This is a genomic window from Sphingomonas sp. 3-13AW, from assembly GCF_049311085.1.
Taxonomy (GTDB): Bacteria; Pseudomonadota; Alphaproteobacteria; order Sphingomonadales; family Sphingomonadaceae; genus Sphingomonas.
Genome location: NZ_JASNVZ010000004.1, coordinates 135,914 through 152,610, shown reverse-complemented (window position 1 = coordinate 152,610; position 16,697 = coordinate 135,914). Strand labels below are relative to the sequence as shown.

The following is a 16,697-nucleotide window of genomic DNA, read 5'->3' as shown; positions in this document are numbered from 1 at the left end:
TCCTCGACTGCGAAGTCAAACGCGGCACAAAGCTTGTCGGCGAGGGAATCGCCCAGTTCGGCTGAGATGTCCGATCGGGCATCGCGGCTCTTCTATTGTTCGCAACCGTCCCAGAACGCGCAGTCTGATGCAGTTCCTCTGTGTTGCCGACTTCGGCTTGCTCTGACATACGAGCCGAGTGTCCAAATACGCCTCTTCCGGCCTTAATCATTCTCGTTGGTCCAAACGGGTCAGTCGATGGATTGACGGCGTCTGTCTCGTGGCGTTGATCGCGGTGATCGTGACCGTGATATATGGGTTTTGGCTGCGCGCGATCTGGGCGAATGGCTATTATCTAGCGGTGGCAGTCGCGATCGTCGGCGCGTTCGTCATCCTCATCGGGCTTGCACAACAGGCGATCGCCGCACGCGACGTGGCAACTTGGCGCGATATGGCGGAATGGCAAATTCGCGCCGCGCGCGCCAAGGCAGCGCAGGTAAGTCCGGTGGAGTCCGAAGAGATTGAGCCCGATTCGGCAGCCTATTACGAGGTTCTTGTGAACACGCTGGTCCGCCAGACCGAAGATCAGGAAGAGGTCTACACGCGTGAGCGGTGACCCGCATCTGGAACTCGGCGAGAGCGTCCCGCGCTTCTTCTCACATTGGCTGGCGGCATGTTTCGGACACTTCCTGATGGTGTTGCTGCCGCTCATTACCGACTGGGCCGACGTACAGGACGCGACGTGGCCTAGCTGGTGGTCGTTGTTGCTGCTGGCGGCGTCGACCTCCCTCATCGCAGCGATCATCAACGCGAACCTGCCGGTCACCCCGCGCGAGATGATCAAGAGCGTGGCTCTCGGCTTTGCGCTGAACGCCACGGTCGTGATGTTGCGGCTCGTTTGACGACTTTAGTACGTCCCGACCGTGACCCGATCGTGCCGCTGCAGTTCTTGCGGGGGCTCGCGGCTTCGGGCGTGGTGCTCGAGCATCTATTCGATCGGTACAAACGACGCGGCGTGATGCCGGAGGGCGTGCCGGAATTGCTCGGCAATCTGGGTCAGACGGGCGTTGCGACGTTTTTCGCGATCAGCGGCTTCATCATGGTCTATATCTCGCTGCGCAGCGGCCAGGCGCCCCAGGGCGGTCTCGCCTTCTTGCGCGGTCGCTATCTCCGCATCGCCCCACTCTACTATCTGACCACGATTTTGATGGTCGTGTTCGCCTGGGCCACCAGTGGCGCCCGCGCGGATCCGAACTACCGCCTGCCGACTGCAACCGAGTGGGTGCTTTCGGCAGCGTTCGTTCCGCACCGGGGTGCCAAGGGCGTGATCCAGCCGATCTATGAGCTGGGATGGACGCTGCACTACGAGATGTTCTTCTACCTGCTGTTCGCGATCGGATTGTCGCTGTTCGCGCGTCGCGGCGCGTACCTGACACTAGGCCTCTTAGCCCTGCTTGTTGCGATCGGGACCCGGATCGGGGCCCCGCCCGATGTGGTGGGACCGCGGGTCCTCGCCTATGTGTTTACGCGTCCCATCGTCGTTTACTTCGGGATCGGGATTGCGGTCGCGCTGCTCCGGGATCGGTTGAGCCGGCAGTTTCCGGCCCTGCCCGTGCCCATTCTCATCGTGACGCTGGCGGCCGCCTTGATCGTCGCGTCTCTCGATATTTCCGAGCTGATGACGATGGTCGCGGTCGCGATCGCGCTCGTCGTGACGGTGCTGCCCTGGCGGGCAAGCGGGAAACCGGGCCGAGTGTCCGCATTCTCCCGCGCGTTCGGCGATGCTTCGTACAGCATCTATCTCACCCACAGTTTCCTGCTCGGTGCATTCGCCGCCGCTACCGCGTCGATTGCTGCACGCGGCCTTCCGGCGCTGGCGGCGATGGGCCTGCTTTCCTGCCTCCTGTGTTTCGCAGTCGGCTGGCTAACATGGCGGCTGGTGGAAACGCCGATCGGCAACCGCATTCGTGGACGGCGGCCTACCGAGATCGATCGTACCGCGCCCTAGTCGGCAGATCGCGGCGACCCCGGCAAGGCATGCCGTTCAGGAAATGCGGGCGGTTCGCCGACAACAGGCGCGTGCGATAACACGCGGCGCTCGCCTAACCCGACCGAAGCGGCGGACTCGCCGACGCGCGGTCCTGTCAGCACTGGCCGCTCTGTCGGAGGCACAGCACCCGCCGAGCGGGTCTCGGTCGCGCCAGTGCCGCGAGTGGGGGCGGCCGCCACAGGCTGCAGCGGAAGCGCCGGCTCGTTCCCGGCATAGACACCCCGAAACGCCTGCGACCGGCCTGCCCGCCCGCTCCATCGGTAAAAAATGTGGGGCCCGATGATGGCGACCTTGTCCAGGCTGGCTGCCCAATAAGGAACGACATAGTTGGCGTGGTAATGGGTTGCCCAGCCAACGGGCGCGAAGACTGCGCCGCCCAATGCCGCCGCTGCGACTGCTCGGGAGCGGAGCCAACCCTGCCGGGACGGGGTGCGTGCCCGCGACCCATCGCAGACAAAGGTGAACTGACACCCCGTGCGGCGTTCCGCACCGTCGAGCACGACGCCGCAGACGGTTTTGGGATAGGCGGGATGGCGGACGCGGTTGAGGATCACCTGGGCGACCGCGCGCTGGCCGTCGTCCGTTTCGTTGCCCGCCTCATAATAAAGCGCCATCGTCAGGCACTCCAACGACCGCTGAAAGTCGCTCGCCTTACCGGTTCGCAGCAGGAAGGTGGAGGCCGCCTCGGACGCACTGGCAGGTGCGGGCGCAGCCGCATTCCACGCAATCGCCTGTTGGCGTGAAAGTGGCCGCAGGGTCGCCGGCGCAAATGGGGCCTCGATCCGGGCCTCGCCCAGTTCGCGCGCCGTCGCAGGCATTGCCGTGCTCTCGCCCGGTCCCTGCCGAAGGCTCACCACTGCGAAGGCGATCGACCCGACGATCAACAAACCCGCGAGCGCCGCAAGGAGCAGGGCAACGCCGTGCCGGCGGCGGGGCGGGAGGGCGGAGACATGCTGCGGGTCCAGCAAGAGCATCGGCGTCGGGAGGCCGCCTGGCACTGGTGGCCGTCGCATAGGGTCCATGAGATCCACGCCGCTGGTTACTGCGTTGATACGGCACGCGCCACCACGTAACGAAAGATCATGATCCCAGCATTCGCCCTCCTGCTCGCCTTGTCGGCGCCACAAGCAACGTCCCGGAACGACGCACTTGTCGCTACACCGACATCTCCGTCGGGAGGGTTGTTCAGCGCCGGTCAGCTACGCCAGCGTTGTCTCTCCAGCGGGGCGGCGGACGCCTCGTACTGCTTTGCCTATATTGCCGGCGTGCATGATGCGGTGCGCGCATATGAGGCGTGGCTGAACCTGCGCGAGTTCTGCGCGCCGCGCCGTGTGCCCCAGGGAGACCTGCGGCGTGCGTTCATGAATTACCTGAGCGAACATCCCAACGACGTGGGCGGTGAGGCAGCCTCGGTCGTCGTCGTGTCGCTGAAGATCGCCTATCCCTGTTCCACCGAGGAGCGGCAGCCAGGCAGCCCCGGGACGCCCTGACCACCCTTGTGGTCGGGCCCGCCCCGGTTGCCTATGTCCTACTTCGAGGTGTCGTCGTATTTGTAGCGATGATAGTCATAGGCGTCTCCGTACCCAGACTTCTTGGCGTTATACTTGGTCATCACGCATCCGATGACGTTGCCGTTCGCGCGCTGCAGGCGTGACAAGGCCGTGCGTGCCTGGCCAAGCCGCGCCCCCGAGGCTTCGGCGACGAACACCGTCGCCTGCACCGACGCAGTAAGCTGGACGGCATCCGCGAGGGCCAGCACCGGCGGGCCATCGATGATGACGAGGTCATAGTCGTCCTGCAGCGAAAGCAGCAGGTCGCGCATCGCCGAACCGGCAAACAGGGTAGCGGGATCGGGAGGCAACTGGCCGCTCGGGAGGAAGCTCAGATTTGTAATGCCGGTCGGCACGATCGCAGCGTCTCGCATCGTGATTCGGGCGAGTACCGACGAGAGGCCGGTCTCGCTGAGCGGCATGCCCAACGCGCGATGCAGCGACGGACGCCGTAGATCGGCATCGACCAGCAGCACGCGACGCCCGAGTCCGGCAAAGTCACGCGACAGCGCGAACGACGTCGTCGACTTGCCTTCCGACTTGCTGCTGCCGGTGACCAGGATCGAGCGCGGCGGCCCCTGGTTCGACGACAAGTCGATGGAGGTGCGGATCGCGTGGTACGCTTCCGAAATCTCGGATTTGGGATCGTCGAGCGCTTCGGCGGGCGCGACACCCTTGCTCTCCGGCACGACGCCCAGCAGCGGTACGTGAAGCTTTTCCTCCACATCCTGTGGATCACGGATCGAATCGTCGAGATAGTCGCGGCCGAACGCGTAGAACAACGCCAAGACCATACCCAGCAGCAGCGAGAGCGCGACGTTGAGCAACGGACGGGGCGACGTCGGGCGGCGGGGCTGTTCTGCCGTATCCACGCTCGACACGTTGTTCGACGTGATTCCTGCCTCGGCGCTCACTTCCTTGTACCGCTGCAGCAGGCTCTCATAGAGCTGGCGGTTCGTATCGACCTCGCGCCGCAGGATATTGTAGCGCACGCTGCGCGCCTGTTCGGCAAGCGTCGCCCCCTGCAGCGAGACGACCTGCTGCGTCAGCGCCTTGTGCTGCCGTTCCGCGGTCAGATACTGGTTGTGGATCGCGCGGCGGGTCTCTTCGGCGAGCTGACGGATCTGCTGCTCGAGAGCGCTTATCTCGGCCAGCGTCTGGACGATGACGGGATGCTCGGGCTTCAAGCGCCGACGAAGTTCGCTGAGGCTGGAAATATCCTCCGCGCGCTTCTGGCTGAGCCGCTGGATGGCCTCGTTGGCTTGGACCTCGGGAAGCGTCATCAACGGTGCGTTGCGCGCCTGCTCCCAGCGTTCGCGCATCCGCAGCCGGGTTGCTTCGGCCGTTGCCGAATCCGCGTTCAGCTGGACAAGGTTCGATGTAACGAGCGACCGGGGAGCATTGTCGCTCTCTGCCTGCCGCGCGCCGGCACTGGCGTCGATCAAGCGCGCGGAACGCGCATATTCGATCAGTTCGCGCTCCGACCCCTCAAGCCGTGTCTTGGCCAGAGCCAGCTGGTTCTGGAGGAAGCGGCGCGAATAGGATGAGGCGGAGAATTTCCGCTGGATGTTCGCTTCGATGAAGTTAGTCGCGTAACTGTTCGCGATCTCGGCGGCGAGCGCAGGGTCGCGGCTTACGAAGATGATATGAACCACGCGCGAGTTGCGACGCAGGTCGATCGTCAGGTTCTTTTGCAGCACGTCCACGACGATGTCCGCGATGCTGCCTTCGCCGGGCTTCAGCTCGATCTGACGCGCACCGGTCATGCGCTTCAGGAATTCGTCGTTCGCAGCCAAACCCAGGCTGTCGGACACGCGCCGGGCAAGCGCGCGGCTGTTGAGCACGTCGACCTGGGTCTGCAGAAAGCGGTCGGCATCGCTGCCTGCGACCTGCGGTTCCGAATCTTCCGTGCCGAGCACCTTGGCGACCTGCTGGTCGATCTGGATGCTGGCTTCCGCCGTGTATTTGCGCGGCATCAACAGGACGGAGGCGACGCCGAGCAGCAACGCGGCAACGACGATCGCGATCATCACGTAGCGATGGCGAAACACCGTCGACCAGACGGCCCGCAGGTCGATCGCGGGCTCCTCTTCCAGGGGTTCGTCCCGCTCGTGGAACTGCATTGCGGCGATCCGCCGGTCGTTCGGCGTCAGTACACCGAGAGAGACGTCGCTCCCCATCATCAGTTCGCTTTCCATTGGCTAAGCGTCGTTCGTGTGCTGAGCCACAAGCATGTTCCGGCTCCCCCGGCCTTCGAAGCTACGCTCGGAAGTGCTGCCTGGGCCGTGCGCAGCAGGAAGGGGCAATGCGGTGTGGTCAGGATCGGCATCAGAATTGCGCGAAGACGCCCAGCAGCGGTGCTGCCCGCAGCATGTCATGCCACGCCGCCTTGCCGATCGAATGACCGACGATGATCGTGTCCCGCGGCGCAATCGCCGGATCCGCATCGTCGCCGCGTCGAATCCGCTTCAGATCGAACACCGCGCCCGTCCGTTTGCCGTCAATGTACCGGATCACGATCACCTGCCGGAGGGCGGCGTTCTCACTCTCCCCCTTGGCGAGCGCGATGGTGTCGAGCAGCGTCGTGGGACCCGATATCGGGTAGATACCCGGCTCCTTGACGTCTCCCTGTACGGTCACGCGCTGCGAGACCGAGGTGGCGACCGTCACGGTAAGCTGTGGATTGACGTAGAACCGCTCACCAAGCTTGGCGGTCAAGATGTCGGCAAGCTCGATGCTCGTCTTGCCCGCCGCATGCACTCGCCCGATCAACGGCATCGAAATAATTCCGGCGGCATCGACAACGACGCCGCGCGCGGAAATGTCGGGTTCCTGATAGACTGCGATGTCGAGCGTATCGAGCGCGCCGATCCGATACTCTTCTACCCGCGGCTCTCCAGCGGGGGCCGGGATCGTCTCATATGCGCGGGCGCCCATATGAAGATTTTTGCCGATGTTGTCGTTGGAGCAACCGCCAAGCGCAACGCTAAGCGCGGCTGCGCCGATCAAGGATGCTCGCATTGGTAGAATTTGCCCCTTACCCCCGTTAAGCACTCGCATTCCCTAATACGCGCGGTCAAGTCCGAACAGCGGATGGTCGATAGTATTCGCATGACTCTAGCCGTCGATGTCGGGGCGTGTTCACCCACTTGAAATCTGGATGGCGTCGATCGAAATCCGGCTGTTCTGCCCGCCCCGGTCGCGCAAAGTCACGCCGATCTGTTGCACGGGGCAATCCGGGCCGATCATCACGACTCCGCTGACGGGCCGCCATGCGGCATCGGATCCATCCAGCGCGATGTCACCCGCGAGCGAAGCCTTGCCGTCCGTGATGCAAGCAACGGTTAGCGTGGCTGGGACGTCGCTACCGCGGACCATCCCGCTCACGCGCCAGCGACCCGGCGGCAGCGCGACGATCTGTGCGAGTGCCGTTCCGCTTGCCAGCCCGTCCGACACGATCTGGATCGCATGTCGGCTCGTCCCCGCACCGCGATCGATTGGGAAGACGCGCACGCCCGGGAGGCTTGGCGCACCCCAGGCGTAAGGGGGAACCCCCGCAGGGATCTGCGCGGGCAGTGCTTCGAAGTCCCCATCGGCGATCGACCCACGACCACCGCTCGCGAGCCAGACTTCGCGAGCGGCGCCGACATCACCTCGATCCGCGAGCCGCCAGCGCATCAGCAATGTTTCATGCGGGGTGGCAGGCACGCCGGCGACGCGCAATTTCGCCAGGAAATCGAGCGTCCGCGGGACCGACGCGGCCGAGTCATCGGCGATGGTGTTGAAGAAGCCCTGCCGCCAATAGGGCCGATCGGCGAGCCGGCCGATCAAGGCCTCGACCCCGGTGGGCATCAGATAGGTCTCGCGCATCCGTGGCATAAGCGCGTCGGGCAATTGCGCGCGGCGCAGCAGCGCATCGATCCGCTCGGCCGCGACCGCCGTGCTGCCGACCTCAAGCGCGCGTTGCGCCAGCCACAACTGCATCAGCGTATCGCGCCAACCCAGCGCCGCGCCCACCTGGAGCAACTGGCTACCGCGATCGGGTGCATCGAGGGTGAGATCGGCAAAGCCGTGCGCGCGGACCGCCGCGGCATCAATCGGTACGATCGCCAGCGCCCGTTCTGCAGCGATTCGGGCCTGTTTGGGCCGACCCGCGAGCTGTTCCTGATCGGCGAGTGCAGACCAGGCGGCCGCCGACCAGGGCGCAACAGCGGTTGCCGCAGCCGGCTTCTTGTTGAGGACCAGGAACCGGCCAAGCGTATCGCCGCTTGCTACGATGCCGACGAGGAGCGCGACGAAGGCCGTACTCCACGCCCACCATGGCCGCGCTTGCCCGGTGGCAGCAGCCGGGCGCCCGACCGCTGCGAGCAGTCCCAGTGCTGCCCCGAACACGCCGGCAATCCCGGCCATGCGCAGGGGGTAATCGACGAGTGAGAAAAGGAGGATGAGCGCAATCGCCGCCCCGGCCGCTACGACGGTCGCGCGCTCCTGACGGTCGCGACCCGTCTTCCAGGCCGAGATCAAAGCGACGATCAACACTACGAGGGCGAGCACAAGCAGGACCGCAGCGGGCAGGCCGCCCTCAAGAACCACTTCAAGCCAATCGTTATGCGCGTGATTGACGCTCAGCGGCGAGACTTGCCCCAGAGGTTCTACGGCGCGGTATACTCGCTCGAAACTCCCGAACCCGCTGCCAAAGGGGAAAACTTCTCGCACCAGATAGGCGGAGTTCTCCCAATATTGGTAGCGCAGTTCCTCGGCGACGGTTGCGAACCGCGCCAGTACTTTCTGCACGAGCTCCGTCCGCAACAAGAGGAGGCCGCCGACCAGATATAGTGTCGCCGCCCCGGCCAGGGGGCGCCCGCTCCGGCGCACTCCGACGATCAGCGCGAGCGCGACGATCAAGGCCAGCGGCAACAGCATCAGTGCGGTGCGCGAGCTTGTCGCGAGGATGCCGAGCGCCAAAAACGCGACCGTGCCCAGGGTCACGGCGAGCCGCGCAGGGCCGGTGCCCAGCACCCCCGGGACTGCCGCAAACGGGATCGCGACGAGCAGCAACATCGCTTGATGGTTGCGATTCACGAAGAAGCCGACGCCGAATCCCCGGTGCGCGGTCTCGTACAGGATCGGTGCGCTGGTGGCACCTGCCGCGACCTGTAGCGCCGCAAATACGGTTCCGATGGCTGCCGCGCCGACGATCAGCCGAAGCATCATGATCCTGTGGCGCAGCGAGAGCGCCGCGACGGTCACCATGGCCGCGAACGGAACCAGAAACGACAGCAACGCGGCAAGCGTCGCGTCGGGCGCGAGGCTGAGGGCGTGCCAGCGATCACTCCATCCGAGAATCCCATAGACCTGGACAGCGGTTTCTCGGCCAGGGAGCGCCTGCCACCACGTCGGCGGCAACGGTGGGAGCTGCAGCGCCAAGACGAGTGCGGCCGCCGCGAACAGCCACAGGAACTTGCGGAGGGCAGGGGTGGTAGACCCCATTGAGCCTGACCACACCGCACCCACGATCAGACCCAGCGCAAGCAGCTGCGCAACGAGCTCGACCAAGGGGTAGCCGGTTCCAGCACCTCCGCCGAATACCAAGACGGCAAGGAAGAGGAAGGAAGGGACTTTGGCTGTCTCGATGGTAGCAAACGGACGGCGAACGGAAACGCGGCTCATTGCGGCTGTCTGCCACGAATCGACTTAAGAGACACGTTAATCTGTGGCTGCGGCGCGATAGATTGATGGCCGGCAGGAGAGATGTGCATAAAAAAGCGGAGCGCTCTTCACGAGCACTCCGCCTTTATCATTCGCACGAGCCAGCAACAGCTCAGTGAGAGTTAGTTCGGGCTGGAATCATCATCACCGCCGCTCGCGACGATCGCGACCACAGCGACCAGGGCTCCGACGCCCAGCAGTGGCAGCAGGATCGGCGTGCCGGCAAGGTCGTTCTCGCGACCAGCCGAGGTGCTCGCGCGCGGCGATACCTGCGTCGACTGGACGCGCTTCACGCTGTCGAAGCTGACAGCCTGCGGGCGTGCAGGGGCTGCATAGGCTGCGAAAGCAAAGGCTTGGCTGGCGACTGCGGCTCCGAGAAGCAACTTCCTGAACATAACGACCCCTTTTGAACGGTGCAAAACACCTTTCGACCAGTTACGCATGCTCCACTGCTGAAGTCAAGAAGACGCGCTGGTCCTGATGCAATCGAGAGAATCATGGCAAGGCTCGAGGCGATTAATCGGAGAGTTCACTTCGCTCGCATGCCGGCTTTGTAATCAATGGTCTTGGCCCGGAACGCTTGGCGCGGTCCGATCGTCCAGCGTGCTGACGATGACTTCCTGCTTCTCGCCTTCCAGATAGATCGCGCTCAGCACGCCTGTACGGTATGCGCCGGTATCGACGCAGATTCGATTCGCCCGGATTTCGGCCCGCGGCGTAACACTATGGCCGTGCACGATAACTGCGCCATGGTCGCGCCGGTCTTCCAGGAAATCATCGCGTATCCAGAGCATGTCGTTCCGGGTCTGGCGGTGCAGCGCGACCCCGGGGCGGATGCCGGCATGGACGAAGTAATAGTCGCCAGACCGCACGCTGAGCGGCAGCCTGCGGAGCCAGGCGATCCACTCCCGCGGAATTGCGGCCCGGGCACGCTGGAGGTAGGCGCGGCGATCCTCGTCGGGACGGAGCGGCGCAACGCCGAAACTGGCCAGTGTCTCCTCGCCGCCGACGGCAAGCCAGCCGCGCAGCGCGTCCATGTCGCCGTCCAGGGCCTGCAGCATCGCTTCTTCGTGATTGCCCAGCAGGACGATTACATGATCGGTCTTGCGCTGGAGATCGTAGAGCATTTCCATGACCTCGGCACTGTGCGGGCCGCGATCAACGATGTCGCCTACGAAGACGAGATACAGCGAGCGCGCTGGCGGTAGGGCATTGGAATGTGCCCCAATTTTATCCAGCAGCAGCCTCAGCAGATCAAGGCGTCCGTGGATATCACCAATGGCGTAGATGCGTTCCCCGGAATCGGTACTTGGCAAGGGATCGTCTCCGGTATAGCGTTCTATACAGTTGTCGCGGGGGCGGCGCGCCTTAGCGTTATCAGGCCGATACAATCAATTCGATGGTATGTGATTGTTTCGGGGGGCGGCAGTAAATTGTGGGGCGCGGGCTTTAGCGGATGGCATTGCTCCGACAGAGCGAGGGTGCAAATGCTGCGAGCCCTAGTTATGCGCCAGTGAATGGATACGGGAAGTCGAGGGGCTGAGAATTGGTCGGGGTTGTATCAGCATCGGCCGTTGTTGCGCCCGAACGCCCGCGTACGGATAATGGCGGCAGGTTGCTCGCCGGCGATCGCGTCGCCATTCCGGCGGTCTCGGGGCAGCGCGTCGGGGGGCGTGACGGGACTGAACGCCTGCGTATTTTGCTCGTCGCCTCGGCTGGCGGCCACTGGACCGAGTTATACCGTTTGCGGGATGCGTTCAAAGGAGCGGACTGCCAGTTTGTCAGTACCGCGCCGGGGCTTACGGCGCCGTTAGGGGAGCGAGAGGTTCTGTCGGTAGCCGACACGGCCCGCGATACCATCCCCACATTATTGCCAACGATCGCCAAGCTGATGCGGATCATCCGCCGGTTCGATCCGCAGCTTGTCGTATCAACCGGCGCTGCGCCTGGTGCTCTTGCCCTATTTATTGCCAAGCTGTTCGGAGCACGGACGATCTGGATCGACAGCATTGCCAACAGTGAGGGTCTCTCCCTTTCAGGCAAGCTGGTGCGACCGGTTGCGGATCTTCGGATTACCCAGTGGGAGCATCTGGCCCAGGACCATCCATCGTTGCGGTTTTTCGGCCAAACCCTGTGATTCTTCTTTCGGTTGGCACGCAGTTGCCTTTTGATCGTCTTGTCCGAACAGTCGATCACTGGGCGAGGGATCAGGGTCGCACGGACGTCGTCGCGCAAATTGGCGTGACGCGTTATCGTCCGGTCGCCCTGCGGCATTTCGCGCACCTTGGGTACGATGAGTTCCGCGAGCTGCAGCGGCAATGCACGCTGATGGTCTGCCACGCCGGTATGGGGTCGATCATCACGGCAATGGAGTTCGGCAAGCCGATCATCGTCATGCCTCGCGATCACCGGCTTAGGGAGCATCGCAATGGGCATCAATATGCAACGCTGCGCCAGTTCGGCGGCCGCCCGGGCATCTACCCGGCCGAGAACGAAAAAGAGCTGACCTCCCTTCTCGACCGGACCGATATGCTGACGGCAACGCCGACCGCCGGTACCCACGCAGACGCAGGGTTCGTCGAGCAGTTGGCCCACATCGTCAATCAACCCGTGGGTTCGCCGCTCCTCCGGCGCATTCGGCGCTTCTTCTAGCTGGGATCGGGACTTCTACTAGGCGGCCCTCCGATCCGAAGTCTGCTTCTGCGACGGTGCGTACGCACTCCAGGGGAGTGTCCGACGACCTCGTGACTATACCCCACAAGATAAGGTTAGGTCTCGTGGCGATCACGAAGACCACTCCTCGTTGTAGCGACGTCGACGGATCGTTTCTCGGGACTAATCCGTCAGGATGAAGGACAGGCGTTTCGAAACATATTGGTAGTATGTCCGGGGTCCTCGCACGACGAAGGCCCGTCGCCAGCGCGCAGGCGGATGCTCGCGGCGGTCATACTCCTGTCATTCGGCTCCTTAGCATTTGGGATGCCGTAAACCGATTAGGGCGTTCGTGGGCTAGGCCGTTGTTGCAGCGCGCCAAGTTGCTTGCTGGCCTCTCCCGTGCCTGTTAGGAATGGACTGTGTGTAAAGGGCTTGGGGGGTCACGTGAGTAAAATAGCGGCGTTTACAATGACAGCCGCACTTGTGCTTGCAGGATGTTCGAAGTCGGGTCCTCCGCCTATCTCGAGCGGAGAGCGGTACGTTGCCGGCGAAGTCAACGAGGACGTCTATCGGCTTGGTGCAGGCGATAAGATTCGCCTCCTTGTTTATAACGAGCCCCAGCTGGGCGGTGACTTCTCGGTTAGCTCGGACGGCGAGCTCTCGCTGCCACTGATCGGCAACGTTCAGGTCGCCGGCAAAACCGTTGAGAAGGTATCGCAGGAAGTACAGGCTCGCCTCTCCAATGGATATCTGCGCGATCCGCGCATCAACATGGAAGTGGTGACCTATCGTCCGTTCTTCATCCTCGGTGAAGTGCGCTCGCCCGGACAATATCCGTATCTGAGTGGTCTGACCGCGATGAACGCGATCGCGACCGCGCAAGGTTACACGCCGCGCGCCGCCAAGAAGACGGTGCGAATTCGGCGGTTCGGGGAACAGTATGAGCAGGAGTATGTCCTGACGCCGAACCTGCGCATTCTGCCGGGAGACACTATCCGCCTTACCGAACGGTTCTTCTGATATTGCGTGCGGTTTGGGGGGGGCGATCCTTCCGTGCTCGTTCACCAAAGACGAGTGCGGTACGGCCCGTGGCGCAGAGATACGGTTCTAGCTGCGCGGCACTGTGTTTCGGTGGCGCAATGCTCGCCGTGCCCGGTGTCGCGATGGCGCAGGTCAGCAGCCTGTTGTTGCCACCCGCCACCAGCAGCGGCGATGTCTACGATCGCGGCCACAACGTCAGCGTGACGGAGCGGGCGCGTCCTGAATATGATGCGCTCGGCGTCCGTGTAGGAAGCTTCATCGTCAATCCGCAGCTCACGTCATCTGTCGGCTACAGCGACAACGTCTTCAACGACAATGGCAACAAGCGGTCCGACGTCTATGCGTCCCTCGAACCCTATGTGAACCTGGCCTCCGACTGGTCCGTACACCAGTTCCGGCTGACAGGGGCGGCGGATCTCCGCCGCTATGCCACGCAGTCGCTGCGTGACCAGAATGCGTGGAATGTGCAGGCGACGGGGCGTGTTGACGTGACGAGCGCGCTGAACGTTCGGCTCGATGGCCAACTAGACCGAACGTACGAGTCGCCTTTCTCGTCCGACGTCGTCGCCAATCTGACCCGCCCGTCCCGGTATCGGCGCAGCTTCGTGGGAACGCGCACGACCTATGATGCCGGCCGATCGCGGGTCATCGCTACGCTGGATCGCACGTCCTACGACTTCAGTTCGATCCGGTTCGGGGACGGCAGCGTCCGCGATCAGGGCTATCGTGACCGGACGAGCTATAGCGGAACTACGACGTACGAACTCGGCTTTTCGCCGAGTCTTTCCGTCTATGCCCGGGCGGAAGCAGACCGGAACAACTACGACGTGGACCGCGCTTTCGGAGCGCCCAATCGCGACTCGAATGGCTATCGGGCGGTGGTCGGCTCGAACTTCGATATAGCGGGTGTCGCGCGCGGTACGATCGGCGTCGGGTACAGCTATCGCCACTTCGATGCGCGGGAAACCTATCGGAACACGCAAGGTTTGTCGGTAGAAGCGCGCGCGGACTGGTTTCCGAGCGAACTTACCAGCGTTGGCATCTTGTTGCAGCGCCGCCTCGTCGACGTCGACTTGACCAATATTGGCACGTCCTGGGAAAACCGGATCCGTGTCACGCTCGATCACGAACTCCTTTACAACTTGATCCTAAGGTTCGGTGGGGAAGTCGGCCAGCGCGACTATCCAGAACGCGATGTCTCGACAGATATATATCGCGCTGAGCTTAGCAGTCGGTATCAGATGACGCGATGGCTGGGTCTTGAGGCGAACATCGGATATGGATCTAGCCGTCCCAGTCAGGACGGTCTCGGTAGACCCTTCGACGAGTTGCGTGGCGCTGTCTCTGTTCGTGTCAGGCGATAGGGCGCGTATGTTGTTTCCGGTACCTAATTCGATTTTCTCCAGATACGTAGGAAGACTTTGACATGAAGGTCGTCAACGCGGCTGAGCCCGAAACGCGCCTGGGCGATCTGATCCGCTCGGTGCGTGAGGTGGTGCGCCGCCGAATCCTGATGCTGGTGGGCATCACGGTAGCGGTCGCCGCCATCGGCATCGTGTTAACGCTACGTATCACGCCGGTGTACCAGGGCGTCACCCGACTGCAGATCGACCCCAGCCGGACGCCCTTGGCGCGGACGCAGAGCGAGGCGCAGGCGCAGCTCGCGAGCGAGGCGATCGAGACGGAGGTATCGGTCATCCGCTCGATCGATCTTTCGCGAAACGTCGTGAAACGGCTTGGTCTCATCAATGACCCTGAATTCGGCGGCGGGCCGACGCCCGAGGGAGAGCCGGTGCTTTCTCCGGCCGCAAAGCTCGACGTCGTCGCGCGTGAGGTGAACAGCCATCTCGACGTTTCGCGCGATCGCCTGACCTATATCCTGGTCATCAAGTTCAATTCGGAGTCTTCCGAGAAGGCTGCGCGCATCGCCAACGCCTTCGCTGCTGCTTATCTGGACACCAAGGTCGGCAACAAGATCGGTACCGCCGAGCGGCAGTCGCAATGGTATCAGAAGCGGATGGCCGAACTGGCAGCCGAGATCCGCGCGGCAGACGAGCGCGTTGCGGAGTTCCAGGCACAGGCGGGCATCGTGCGGGGTACGTCGAACCAGGTTGGAACTATCGTCGACCAGCAAGTGGCGCCTTTGTCACTTCAGCTGGCCAGCGCCGAATCCGTTGCGGCCGAGGCCCGCTCGAGGGAGCAGGCGGCACGCCGCCAGGTTCTCAGCGGAAGGCTGGATTCGATCTCGGACGTGCGTCAGTCGGCAACCGTCCAGGACTTGCGCAACAAGCGTGCCGTCCTGACGCAGACCCTTGAGGATGTTCGCGGGCGCTATGGCGAGCGCCATCCCGACTTTATCAAGGTCCGGGATCAGGTGGCGGCGATCGATGCGGAACTGAAAGAGGAAATGGGGCGCGTCGTTCGTTCTCTGGACGCCGATGCCGGTGCCGCAGAGGCTCGGGCAGCGAGCCTGCGCGCGGCAATGACGCGGCTTGAGGAAAAGCAGGCGGGCAACGCGCGCGCCTCGGTCATTGCCGCCAGCCTTCAGCGCGACGCGGACGCCAAGCACAGTGCGTACGAGAAGATGTCGCAGATGGCGCTGGAGTCGCGTCAGGCTGCGCAGAACTCGATCGCGCAGGCGCAGATCATCGACAATGCCGAACCGGCCCAGGCGCCGAGCTGGCCCAACCGTCCCCTCCTGTTCCTGCTCTCGCTTATTGCGGGTCTCGGCGTTGGTATCGCCGTGATCGTCACGCAGGAATTGATGGTCACCGGTCTCAGGAGCATCGACGAGGTCGAAGGCGAACTGGGCGTGCCGTTGATCGCGGCGGTTCCGAATATCCGCACGGATCATCCTGCGGATATCGTGGTCGACAAGCCTACGTCGCAATATGCCGAGGCGCTCCGGAATGCGCGCGCGTCGCTGATTGGTGTTCGCGGGAAGGAGCGACCCAAGATCATCGCATTGACCTCGGCACTGCCGAGCGAGGGCAAGACGACGACCGCGCTCGCGCTCGCACGGGTCATGGCGATGAACGGTGATCGCACGATCATCGTGGATGCAGACGTGCGGCGTGCGCAGCTCCGCATGCTTACGCCGACCCGCGCCGATGGCGTTGGCCTTATCGAAGTGCTTCACGGGGAAGCGACGCTCGATGAGGCGATCGAGCCGAGCGCACTCGAGAATCTCGACCAGATCATCGTTCACAAGCCGTATTTCTCGTCGGAGAATCTCTTCGGCAACGACTTGATGCCGAAGATTCTTGAGGAGTTGTCGGAGCGGTACGACACGATCATTCTCGACCTGCCGCCGCTCGTGGGTCTTGCCGACGCGCGCTTCCTGGCGGCCCTGGCCGACGCGGTCGCGCTGGTCATCCGCTGGAACAAGACGCCGAAGCATGCTGTCACGTCTGCGGCGTCGTGGCTTCAGTCGGACGGCGCCAATCTGGTCGGCTCGATCTTCACGATGGTCGACACCAGCTCGCAGAGCGTCGGGTCGTACTATTACTACTCGAAGCAATACTCGCAATATTACCAGGAGGCGTGATCCTTTCCGCCAAGCGTCATTCCGCTGACCGCAGGATGACGCTTGGCGACTGAGGAAGAGTAGCGTCGCGGCAAGAGCCTGATCAGCGGTCAAGCTGTTCCCTTGGGCAGGCGGCAAAGCGGAACACCGTCCGGGATCGTATGGCTGAGCCGATCAAGGACCACTC

15 protein-coding genes are annotated in these 16,697 nt (G+C 63.3%); 9 read left to right on the top strand and 6 right to left on the bottom strand.

Annotation, left to right across the window (positions count from 1 at the left end; all coding sequences use genetic code 11):
- Window positions 1-178 precede the first annotated feature (178 nt).
- Genes QP045_RS07105 through QP045_RS07095 form a run of 3 tightly spaced genes read left to right on the top strand, consistent with a single transcriptional unit; the run spans window position 179 to window position 1,987 of the window.
- Window positions 179-595, top strand: coding sequence for a hypothetical protein (locus tag QP045_RS07105; RefSeq protein ID WP_422514277.1), 417 nt, complete (start codon window positions 179-181; stop codon window positions 593-595).
- Entirely contained in the window at window positions 585-881 is a 297-nt protein-coding gene (locus tag QP045_RS07100; protein WP_422514276.1) for a hypothetical protein, read from the top strand. Before QP045_RS07105 ends, QP045_RS07100 begins: the two co-directional genes overlap by 11 nt.
- Window positions 878-1,987: an acyltransferase family protein gene (locus QP045_RS07095; RefSeq protein WP_422514275.1), complete on the top strand. Its 1,110-nt coding sequence runs from the start codon at window positions 878-880 to the stop codon at window positions 1,985-1,987. Before QP045_RS07100 ends, QP045_RS07095 begins: the two co-directional genes overlap by 4 nt.
- On the opposite strand, the gene QP045_RS07090 is transcribed toward QP045_RS07095, so the two are convergent.
- Complete coding sequence (locus QP045_RS07090) at window positions 1,984-3,003, bottom strand: cell wall hydrolase (protein WP_422514274.1); 1,020 nt, start codon at window positions 3,001-3,003, stop codon at window positions 1,984-1,986. The genes QP045_RS07095 and QP045_RS07090 overlap by 4 nt on opposite strands.
- A gap of 108 nt (window positions 3,004-3,111) precedes the next feature.
- Between QP045_RS07090 and QP045_RS07085 the strand changes: the two genes are divergently transcribed.
- A complete protein-coding gene (locus QP045_RS07085; protein ID WP_422514273.1) occupies window positions 3,112-3,519 on the top strand; it encodes a Rap1a/Tai family immunity protein in 408 nt (135 codons plus the stop codon).
- Window positions 3,520-3,557: 38 nt separating this feature from the next.
- Here QP045_RS07085 and QP045_RS07080 read toward each other — a convergent pair whose 3' ends face one another.
- The 5 genes from QP045_RS07080 to QP045_RS07060 form a co-directional block, all read right to left on the bottom strand.
- The gene (locus QP045_RS07080) at window positions 3,558-5,777 is read right to left on the bottom strand and encodes a GumC family protein (RefSeq protein WP_422514272.1); all 2,220 of its coding nucleotides are present in this window, start codon (window positions 5,775-5,777) and stop codon (window positions 3,558-3,560) included.
- Window positions 5,778-5,907: 130 nt separating this feature from the next.
- On the bottom strand, window positions 5,908-6,516 hold the full coding sequence (locus QP045_RS07075; protein WP_422514271.1) for a polysaccharide biosynthesis/export family protein: 609 nt from the start codon (window positions 6,514-6,516) through the stop codon (window positions 5,908-5,910).
- Between the two features lie 204 nt (window positions 6,517-6,720).
- A complete protein-coding gene (locus QP045_RS07070; protein WP_422514270.1) occupies window positions 6,721-9,135 on the bottom strand; it encodes an O-antigen ligase family protein in 2,415 nt (804 codons plus the stop codon).
- Window positions 9,136-9,410: 275 nt separating this feature from the next.
- Entirely contained in the window at window positions 9,411-9,671 is a 261-nt protein-coding gene (locus QP045_RS07065; protein WP_422514269.1) for a hypothetical protein, read from the bottom strand.
- Between the two features lie 174 nt (window positions 9,672-9,845).
- Entirely contained in the window at window positions 9,846-10,679 is an 834-nt protein-coding gene (locus QP045_RS07060) for a metallophosphoesterase family protein (protein WP_422514268.1), read from the bottom strand.
- A 224-nt stretch (window positions 10,680-10,903) separates the two neighbouring features.
- On the opposite strand from QP045_RS07060, the gene QP045_RS07055 reads away from it, so the two are divergent.
- The 5 genes from QP045_RS07055 (at window position 10,904) to QP045_RS07035 (ending at window position 16,531) form a co-directional block, all read left to right on the top strand.
- A complete protein-coding gene (locus tag QP045_RS07055) occupies window positions 10,904-11,425 on the top strand; it encodes a glucuronosyltransferase (protein WP_422514267.1) in 522 nt (173 codons plus the stop codon).
- A complete protein-coding gene (locus QP045_RS07050; RefSeq protein ID WP_422514266.1) occupies window positions 11,422-11,940 on the top strand; it encodes a glycosyltransferase in 519 nt (172 codons plus the stop codon). Before QP045_RS07055 ends, QP045_RS07050 begins: the two co-directional genes overlap by 4 nt.
- A 471-nt stretch (window positions 11,941-12,411) precedes the next feature.
- Window positions 12,412-12,963, top strand: a complete 552-nt coding sequence (locus QP045_RS07045) for a polysaccharide biosynthesis/export family protein (protein WP_422514265.1) — start codon at window positions 12,412-12,414, stop codon at window positions 12,961-12,963.
- Between the two features lie 119 nt (window positions 12,964-13,082).
- Window positions 13,083-14,348 (top strand): outer membrane beta-barrel protein, encoded by a 1,266-nt coding sequence (locus QP045_RS07040; protein ID WP_422514264.1) that lies wholly within the window; start codon window positions 13,083-13,085, stop codon window positions 14,346-14,348.
- 62 nt (window positions 14,349-14,410) lie between these two features.
- Window positions 14,411-16,531, top strand: a complete 2,121-nt coding sequence (locus QP045_RS07035) for a GumC family protein (protein WP_422514263.1) — start codon at window positions 14,411-14,413, stop codon at window positions 16,529-16,531.
- Window positions 16,532-16,697: the final 166 nt, after the last annotated feature.

What these genes read in the sequence shown, in the direction of transcription:
- QP045_RS07090 (WP_422514274.1), bottom strand. Translation starts at nt 3,003, where the DNA reads ATGCTCTTGCTGGACCCGCAGCATGTCTCCGCCCTCCCGCCCCGCCGC.
- QP045_RS07085 (WP_422514273.1), top strand. Translation starts at nt 3,112, where the DNA reads ATGATCCCAGCATTCGCCCTCCTGCTCGCCTTGTCGGCGCCACAAGCA.
- QP045_RS07080 (WP_422514272.1), bottom strand. Translation starts at nt 5,777, where the DNA reads ATGGAAAGCGAACTGATGATGGGGAGCGACGTCTCTCTCGGTGTACTG.
- QP045_RS07075 (WP_422514271.1), bottom strand. Translation starts at nt 6,516, where the DNA reads ATGGGCGCCCGCGCATATGAGACGATCCCGGCCCCCGCTGGAGAGCCG.
- QP045_RS07045 (WP_422514265.1), top strand. Translation starts at nt 12,412, where the DNA reads ATGACAGCCGCACTTGTGCTTGCAGGATGTTCGAAGTCGGGTCCTCCG.
- QP045_RS07040 (WP_422514264.1), top strand. Translation starts at nt 13,083, where the DNA reads ATGCTCGCCGTGCCCGGTGTCGCGATGGCGCAGGTCAGCAGCCTGTTG.
- QP045_RS07035 (WP_422514263.1), top strand. Translation starts at nt 14,411, where the DNA reads ATGAAGGTCGTCAACGCGGCTGAGCCCGAAACGCGCCTGGGCGATCTG.